Here is a 519-nt window from a genome sequence, read left to right as displayed (position 1 = left end):
GAACTGAAGAAGGCGGCAAGGTCGCGCTACGTCTGAGCGAATTTACGGCCTGCGTTTGAAAGTGCTGGGCCTCACCGCTTAAGGTGAATCGTCACCCAGCCTTCGCGATGCAACGTCCTGACATGGCGGAACTGCTGGCCGACATAGGCCGAAATCACCGCGTCGCGCTGCCGGTCGAGGATACCTGACAGCACGATCGAGCCGCCCAAAGCGATATGCCTTGCCATTTCGGGCGCCAGCCGCATCAACGGCCGCGCCAGTATGTTGGCAACGATGAGATCGAAGGGGCCGCGCGCGGCAAAAATCGGATGGTGGAATCCCCGCGCCGTCACCGTTTCGACAAGCGCCTTGACGTGGTTGAGCCACGCATTGGCGGCGGCGACCTTTATGGCGACCGGATCGATGTCGGTCGCCAGCACCGGAATATGGGCGAGCTTGGCCACCGCGATGGCCAGCACCGCACTGCCGGTGCCGAGGTCGAGCGCGTTGCGCGGGCGCTCGCGCCGCACGACCTGTTGC

Annotated in this window: 1 protein-coding gene; it reads right to left on the bottom strand. The window is 64.0% G+C overall.

Translation table 11 applies throughout. The features are described from left to right. Nucleotides 1–71: 71 nt before the first annotated feature. Nucleotides 72–519, bottom strand: a 448-nt coding sequence (locus tag EOA86_RS37800; RefSeq protein WP_128345896.1) for a 50S ribosomal protein L11 methyltransferase, incomplete at its 5' end; no start/stop codon positions are given.

The organism is Mesorhizobium sp. M5C.F.Ca.IN.020.32.2.1, assembly GCF_004023105.1.
In the GTDB taxonomy this organism is placed as follows: domain Bacteria; phylum Pseudomonadota; class Alphaproteobacteria; order Rhizobiales; family Rhizobiaceae; genus Mesorhizobium; species Mesorhizobium wenxiniae.
Note: the sequence above shows the minus strand (reverse complement) of the source record. Positions and strands in the feature narration are given on the sequence as shown.